General features: G+C 43.4%; 5 protein-coding genes. 1 reads left to right on the top strand and 4 read right to left on the bottom strand.

The window, feature by feature from the left end:
- Positions 1-3: 3 nt before the first annotated feature.
- The gene (locus tag AMBT_RS13345) at positions 4-1,941 is read left to right on the top strand and encodes a bifunctional diguanylate cyclase/phosphodiesterase (protein WP_013785159.1); all 1,938 of its coding nucleotides are present in this window, start codon (positions 4-6) and stop codon (positions 1,939-1,941) included.
- Here the strand turns inward: AMBT_RS13345 and AMBT_RS13350 are convergent.
- Genes AMBT_RS13350 through AMBT_RS13365 form a run of 4 tightly spaced genes read right to left on the bottom strand, consistent with a single transcriptional unit; the run spans position 1,916 to position 7,982 of the window.
- Positions 1,916-2,515, bottom strand: a complete 600-nt coding sequence (locus tag AMBT_RS13350; protein WP_013785160.1) for a response regulator transcription factor — start codon at positions 2,513-2,515, stop codon at positions 1,916-1,918. The genes AMBT_RS13345 and AMBT_RS13350 overlap by 26 nt on opposite strands.
- The gene (locus tag AMBT_RS13355) at positions 2,516-3,880 is read right to left on the bottom strand and encodes an HlyD family type I secretion periplasmic adaptor subunit (RefSeq protein WP_013785161.1); all 1,365 of its coding nucleotides are present in this window, start codon (positions 3,878-3,880) and stop codon (positions 2,516-2,518) included. It abuts the gene before it with no gap.
- A complete protein-coding gene (locus AMBT_RS13360; RefSeq protein WP_013785162.1) occupies positions 3,877-6,033 on the bottom strand; it encodes a type I secretion system permease/ATPase in 2,157 nt (718 codons plus the stop codon). The genes AMBT_RS13355 and AMBT_RS13360 overlap by 4 nt, the downstream gene beginning before the upstream one ends.
- A gap of 23 nt (positions 6,034-6,056) precedes the next feature.
- Positions 6,057-7,982, bottom strand: a complete 1,926-nt coding sequence (locus tag AMBT_RS13365) for a TolC family outer membrane protein (RefSeq protein ID WP_041453002.1) — start codon at positions 7,980-7,982, stop codon at positions 6,057-6,059.
- Between the last annotated feature and the right edge of the window lie 7 nt (positions 7,983-7,989).

Below are 7,989 nucleotides of genomic sequence, written 5' to 3' on the forward strand. Positions count from 1 at the left end.
TCTATGTCAATAACAAGAGAGTTGTGGCTTGCCATTATAGCCGTTGTCCTTGTCGCCATCATGGGGAGCGTATCCATTCACGGTGCAACTACAAAGGGCTATGTAGAAGAGCAGCTTTATTCCAAGAACCTCGATAACGCTAATATGTTGGCACTTACACTAAGCGGTTTGGAAAAAGACGCTGATACGTTAGATTTATTTATCATGTCCCAGTTCGATGTTGGACACTATGCATCTATTACACTCCAGAAACCCGATGGCGAAATCATCTCTAGCCATACTCATACCACACAGTTAGATGAACAAACACCGGCCTGGTTTGCTTCATTATTTAGTCCTAACGTGAAACCAGGCGTAGCTCAAGTGACAGAAGGATGGGGGCAGTACGGTGTGGTCTATGTTCAAACTGATACCAGCTTTGCTGTTGCCTCTATGTGGAAAGCCACACTGCGGTTAATACTTGGGTTATCTCTTGTGGGTACGGTGGCTGGCCTTATTGGCGCGTGGTTTTTACGCCTTATTATGCGCCCTCTCGATCAAGTGGTTGAGCAGGCTGAGTCCTTTGGACAAATGCAGTTTATTCAAGTAAATGAACCACGAACCCTAGAACTAAAACGCGTGGTGAAAGCCATGAATTTTCTAGCACGTAATTCACAACGAATTATGGATGAGGAAAATACACGGCTTGATCTATTGCGACATAAAACTCAATTTGACGTTGAATCCGAATTAGCAAACCGCGACTATTTTATCTCTATACTCAAAGGCCAACTGGCATTTAGAGATACCGAAGGTGTGAATTGTATATTTCTTCTTAGAGTAGTAGGAGGCCGAGAAGCATTTCTTCGCTCGGGACCGGAAAATCGAAGAATGCGGCTTTTGCAGTTTGCCGCTAGTGTGAATGATTGCCTAGCCCAACACCATCATCACTACACCGACAGTAGGGTAGCTCGAATGCAGAAGAACGAGATTGCCATACTATTAACGGAAACCCATGACATTGTAACAATTGCCGAGGCAATTCATGGTGCTTGTTTATCGGAACTGTCTCAAAAAGGCGATCCGAAATTGTATCAGTCTGTGGTGAGGCTGCGCCCTGAAGATGATGTTTCCTCAGCACTCATGCGCCTTGATACACTGCTCGACGAAGCTGTAGAGAGGAAGCTTAGCGAGCCTTATATAGAAAATACGCTAGATTCGTCTATTTCTCTAGTGGAAGAAAACCGTTGGAATAAGCTATTAAAGGAAAGTATTGCTAATCAAGCAGTAGAGACATTCAACTTTCCGGTTTTAGACGCTAATAGAGAGCTAGTTCACTATCAAAGTTGGGCGGGTATTGAAATAGATAATGATTTGAGGAAGAGTGGCTACTATACCCACTGGGCAAGATATTTGGGCTTACTGCCTGAGTTAGAGCTTGCAACCATTAGCCACCTATTCTCCTATATAGGCCAAACTGGCACACAGGCAAAGTTTGCCTTTTTATGTTCTGAGCAGTTTCTTCTTAACCAAGAGATCATGGCACAACTGTATTTTCAAATTAAAATGAACGAGCGCATTGCTTCGCAACTTAATTTCGAAGTAAGGGAGTCTACGGCTGCTCGCTTCCCTGATGAGTTTGAGCTATTTTCCTCCACCCTGAAAGCTAAAGGGTGCGGCATCGGATTAAAGCGGGTTGGTGAGTCCTTTTCTCAATTAATGAATGTTCAAGAGCTAGGACTCGATTACGTGGTTATCGATTCTGCATTTATGGCGGACATAGATCACAATCCTGCGAATCATGCTTTTATTAGAGGCTTCTGTTCACTCGCTCATACTTTTGGCATTCTCGTTTACGCTGACGGTGTGAAAACAAATAATACGAAAGAGCTGTTTGTCGAGCTAGGTGTTGATGGCGTGGTATCGCATATTGAAGTTATAGAGCATCTTTTAGATGACTAAACTCGCCAAGCGACAGTAATAACCCAATTCTGTCTTTGGCGTTGAGCTTCTTTAATAGCGAGCCCACATGCTCTTTAATTGTTCTTTCTGTGAGCTTAAGGTTTCTGGCAATTTCTTTGTTACTCAACCCCTCTAATATACCTGTTAACACATCTTTTTCCCGCGCCGTTAATGTCGCAATTTCAGGTATTTTTACTTTTAGATCTAGCGTGGTCGCAACGGCTGACGTCGTGTTCACATATAGCTCATTGGGTACCCATATTCCGCCTTCTTTTAGCACCCGACTAACCGACTCAAAAAGAGATTGTTGGCTTAAGGCGTGACAATACCCCCTTGCGCCCAACAATAATGCCGTTTGCATTTCCGGTCTATCGTAATGGTATGTCAATAAAACAACGTTTCTACACTTCGCACTCGCAGCGATGATATTTTCACGCCAGTTTTTATGCAAAGTAGACACCCAAATACTGTCGTTCTCATCACAACTAACACACGGTATTTCAGAAAACTCAATCCATTCAATCAAGTCAGAATCAATACTCTTTTGCGATGTACTCATAACGTAATGCTTCATCTATCGCTCCCTAAGTGCAGACGACGTAACGGTGAAAAGTGGAGACAGAATGTAATTCAACACCGTCTTTTTTCCAGTTAAGATATCAACCTGAACAATCATACCTGGCATGATATCCAGCGGCGCATCAGCAATGGTACGCTTAGTTTCCAAGCGGACTAAAAAGTAAGTCTCGTCTTTCTCATTGGTAATAGCATCCGCGCTTATATGTTTTACTTCAGCGTCCATACCACCATATATGGTGAAGTCATAGGCGCTAAATTTTAAAATGGCTTTTTGGCCCCCTCGGATAAAGGCAATATCTTTAGGAGAAACCTTCGCTTCTACAATAAGCTGGTCGTCTTGGGGGATGAGCTCGATAACTGCACTTCCAGGAGTAATTACCCCGCCAACAGTGTTTATAAGTAGACGCTGAACCGTGCCATTAATTGGCGAGCGTAATTCAGCTTGCGAGACGACATCTTCTAAGGTTGTTTGCGACTGCTGAAGGGTTGCCATTTCACCCACCGCATCGGTTAACTCTTGATTCCATCGATTGATAAGTTTTAGTCTACTTTCTTCTTTACTAATAATTTCTTCTTCAATGGTGGAAAGGCCACGTTCGATAGCCACTTGCGACATGGCAATCTTTCCTTCAAGTTCTACAATTTGCCGTTCTAATCGTAAAATCTCAATTTCAGACACTGCCCCCGAAGCCAATAAGGGTTTAGTCACGCTTAATTCTTTTTCGGTTAATGAAAGCACACTCTTATATTGATAAAGGTTAGCTCTTTCTTGCTCAACATCTTGGTTACGTTGTTGTATGCGACTATCAGAGCCAGCTGCCACTTCATTTAATTCTGCAAGGTTAGACTCAAAAAGGTTCCGTTCATTTTCGACAATTTTTGGCGCTTGATTAATTAAGTCAGGAGAGAAAGCTAAGCTTGTGTTATTGGTTAGCGCTGAAAGACGCTGCACTTTGGCGGCAAGGGCGGCAAACTGTGTTGTGTTTTCTTCTAAGCTTGAAATGTAGCGCGTAGGGTCCACACGAAGTAATACATCGCCCTTTTGTACCTGCTGTCCTTCACTAACCAAAATATCTTGAACGATACCACCATCATATGATTGGAGAATTTGCAGCTGCTGCGAAGGGATCACTTTCCCCTCCCCTTTAGCAACTTCGTCTATCTCTGCAAAATACGCCCATATCAACAATATCAGTAAAACCACTCCTACACTGTATAAAAGCCGTTTGGCTTTTGCCGGAGTTTGCATAATTCTGGCCCATTCAGCTTCAAGTACCCAATCTTGACCTGAAGGAGGCGCTAACCATCCTCTAACTAGCTTATGTAAAATGCTACTTTTGTCGTCACTTTTAATCTTCACTGTGCCGTCCTTTGCTTAGCGGGTACCGGCTTGAACTGAGGTAGCACGTCCTCTTTTCTTCCATCAGCTATCACTTTTCCACTATCAATAACAATGACTCTGTCGACTAAATCGAGCAACGTTGTGCGATGGGTATTGAGGATAAATGTTTTTCCCTTAATCGCTTCACGAATGGTTTCTTTCATCATGGCTTCATTCGCTGAATCCATGGCTGAAGTAGGTTCATCCATAATAAATATTGCGGGGTCATAAATAAGGGCACGGGCCAGTGACACAGATTGACGTTGCCCCCCTGACAATTGCTTGCCCCCTTCCCCCACTTGCTGCTCAAAGCCGTTTCCGTGAGTATTAACGACTTTCGCCAAGCCACATCGCTTAGCGATTTCCCAAAGACTCTCGTCATCTACTTCTCGGTGGGCCGGTAAAATATTCTCTTTTAGCGTGCCGGAGAAAAGATTTACATCTTGGGGAACATAGCCTATGTTTTGCCTTAGAAGGACAGGTTCGTATTGCAGCATGTCAATTTCATCAAGTAACACTTGACCTGATTCGGCTTTATAGAACCCCATCAATAAACGATTCAATGTGGATTTACCGCAACCATTCTTCCCCAGAATGGCAACGTGCTCGCCTTGCTTAATTGAAAAGTTAATATCTTTAAGTGCTAAGACATTTTCATCAGGGTAGCGAAAACAAAGTTGCTTAACATTGATGTTTCCGCTTAACTGACTTGCGTTTTTAACCTGCTTATTCCCTCCACCTTCTGATGGCAGAGACATGATATCGTCTAGCGCATTTTTTGCAGTTTCTGCTTGATGATACTGAGCGAGTAAAGCAGCAGCTTGGGATACAGGCCCCATAGCCCGACTCGAGAGTAAGTAGGCCGCTATTAAACCTCCTTGGGTGATTTCTCCTTCGATAATGAGGTACACACCAGTGAGGATTATTACTACACCAACTGATTGCTGAATCCATAGTGCAGAGTTATTAACTGACATAGAAACCAACCGTAATTTAGCATTTACTTTGGCTAAGAAGATGGTTTGCTTTTCCCATGCACTTTGCGTTCGGCTTTGATATCCAAATGCTTTTAAATCTTCAAGGGCAGTGACGCTTTCGGTAATTAACGAGCTTTTTTTGGCACTAATTTCCATCGACTCTTCAGATAATGAGCGCATGACTCGCTGTGCTTTTAGGGCGTATAAAAAAAGAATCACCGTGCCCAATAAAATAGGAATAATTAAATAGATATCTATCATGGCAATGATAAACACAAACAGTAAACCAAAGGGCAAATCGACCAACGCGACTAAGGTAAGTGAGCCAAAGAAGTGACGTATACTCTCGAAGGATTGTAAACTGTTAATAAACGCACCACTTTTAGCGGGCTTATTGGTTAAATCAATTGAAAGTACTTTTTCCATAATTTTTGCGGACATAGTGACATCTAAGCGACTAGCAGCAAGTTCTACAAAATATTGCCGCAGCACGCGTAAGAGAAAATCTGCCGCTAATACTAAAAGGACACCAATAGCTAATGCCCACAAGGTCTCCATTGCGGCATTAGGCACTACGCGGTCATACACATTCATTACAAATAGCGGCAATGCTATCGATAACAGGCTAATGAATATTGATGCGAGTAGAACATCGCGATACAAGTCATAGGCAGCTTTTACTGATGACCAAAGCCAATGACCAACTGCGCTTTTTTCAACCTTGCCAGTCTGAGTTTGAGTTTGTGAAACAGGCCGAGCGAAAATGACATAGCCGGTAAACTGAGAAGCGATTTTATCAAGCTCTACCGATACCACGGCCGAATCTAACTCTGGGTAGGAAACTTTCGCACATTCGTCGCGCAATTCGTGTAAAACGCAGGCTTGCTTTCCTTCCATAATTAAAACAGCAGGAAGCAAAGCAGGGTTAATCTGCGCTATGTCTCTTTTTGCGGTGCGACTTGTTAAACCAGCACGTTGAGCGGCACGCTCAAAGCCCGTAGGAGATAACTCACCATTGTCTAGGGGCAAGCCACTGAGTAGGCTGACCCGAGAAACCGACATACTGTGTGCTCGACAAATAATCATCAAGCAATCCATTAGCACGCCGCCTTGTTCTTCCAGATAAGACAACCCGCCTTTTTCTCCCTGAACCATTAACCCTCCACGTCCTTTTCGAATTAAAGCTGGATTATCGTTGCTTCAATTCGACGATTTTTAGCGTTTGCGGCTGGTGATTCCTCATCGACTAGAGGCCGTGTTTCTCCGTAACCGACAGAAGTTATGCGACGGCTATCTATGTCATTAGTGGACTCAATTAGTAAGGCGGCCACAGCACTAGCTCGCCGTTCTGAGAGGCGTTGGTTATATGCCGCGTCTCCATCTAACGAGGCATGTCCGTGAATAATGACGCCAGCATTGTCGTACTTCTCAAGTGCATCAATAACTTGAGATAGTGACGAGACGTATTCAGGCGAAATTTTGGATGAATTTGATGCAAATGATATGTTGATACTAAAAGATGCTAAAACTTGTGCATCGTCTAATGTGAAATCAGCAGCGCTAGCTGGGGTGTTCATTGTTTGTGGCTCAGGGTCACTAGCTTCACATCCAAAATCATCAACCATGGCTCCGGGCGCAGAGTTAACGCAATCGTCCCATAAATCGACGATACCATCAGAATCCGAGTCTCGTTTCAGAATGTTGCGCTCGTCATCTAACGACGTACGGGTAGCTGGGCACACGTGATTGGGATCGTAACGAAGCTCTTTTTCAGCCAAATCACTCACACTGGCCACACCATTTCGGCTTACACCTAGCGCTTTAACCAACACGCCCGACGCAGCCAATAGTCGCGCTCTCGCTTTTTCTAATGTATAGCTTGCTTGTACATACGCTCTGCTCGACTCGTAATACTCATTTTCTGAGTCCAGTAAATCAAGTAGTGAACGTTCACCAATGGTGAACTGATCCATATAAGCTGATTTAACTCTGTCGGAAGACAATCTGTGTGCATTTAAGGAAGGAAGCTGTTCGCTAATATTTTGAATATCGTTACGCGCAATTTGGATAGTTTGGCGCATATCAATGCACGCTTTATCTCTTAAGTCTTTTGCTAAATCCACCTGTGATAGTGCTTGTCTAATTGCCGCTCTGTCTGCACCTCCGTTGTAAATATTGTACGAAAAGTTAACCCCCACGCTTGCTTCTGAAATAGTGTTATTTAACGCAGCTTCGTCTCGCGTTTGCGCCCCGTAACTGGCCGTAAGATTAATTTGAGGGTGGTAGCGACTTCTTGCGCTATCAATAGCAAAACGCTGAGCATCAATATTATAAATTGTCGCATTAAAAGACGGGCTAGTTTCATATGCCGCTAACAAAATAGCCTCGACTTCCATTTCTACTGACTCAGGCATAGCGTCAGAAAGTGACACGTCGGCCAACTCTTCAGCAGGCTTTTCCCCTACAAGCCTTAAAAATCTCGCGGTGACATCATGAAGGTTAGAAAGCTCAGTTAATACATTGGACTCTGACAGCGAAAGACGACCACTAATTTGTTCTAAGTCCGCTCTTCTGCCCACACCTGCTATTACACTTTCTTCAATTTGTTTGAAAACGTCCACATGCGTAATTAGATTTTTTTCTGCCAATGAAAGTAACTCGCGATAAAGCTGTACGTCAATATACGCTAATGAAGCTTCTAGTGACTTTTGTTCTATTTCGCCCATCAATTCATAGTAACGAACCACTTGAGCTTGTTTGAATCTACTGACCTCACTGGAGGTAAAAAAGCCATCATAAAGCAATTGCGTCAACCTAATTTCAGCGGTGTGGCCCGCATAGTCTTGATCTAAGCCATAGTTTCTTTCGGTATAAGCACTTGATGCTAGAACATCAACAGAAGGCAGATAACCTGATTTAGCAATATCGACATCTTTCATGGCGATTTGGAGTTGTCTCCAACTGGCCTGAATTTCAGGGTTCGAATTTATAGTCTTGCTTACGTATTGCTCAAGAGAAGCACTACCCATTCCAGGTGAGGATTCTTGTGCGGACAAGGAAATTGTCACTAAGCCAAGTAAACAAAAAGTTAGTATTTTCTTCATACCTACA

This window comes from Alteromonas naphthalenivorans (genome assembly GCF_000213655.1).
Lineage (GTDB): Bacteria > Pseudomonadota > Gammaproteobacteria > Enterobacterales > Alteromonadaceae > Alteromonas > Alteromonas naphthalenivorans.

What these genes read in the sequence shown, in the direction of transcription:
- AMBT_RS13345 (WP_013785159.1), top strand. Translation starts at nt 4, where the DNA reads ATGTCAATAACAAGAGAGTTGTGGCTTGCCATTATAGCCGTTGTCCTT.
- AMBT_RS13365 (WP_041453002.1), bottom strand. Translation starts at nt 7,982, where the DNA reads ATGAAGAAAATACTAACTTTTTGTTTACTTGGCTTAGTGACAATTTCC.
- AMBT_RS13360 (WP_013785162.1), bottom strand. Translation starts at nt 6,033, where the DNA reads ATGGTTCAGGGAGAAAAAGGCGGGTTGTCTTATCTGGAAGAACAAGGC.
- AMBT_RS13350 (WP_013785160.1), bottom strand. Translation starts at nt 2,515, where the DNA reads ATGAAGCATTACGTTATGAGTACATCGCAAAAGAGTATTGATTCTGAC.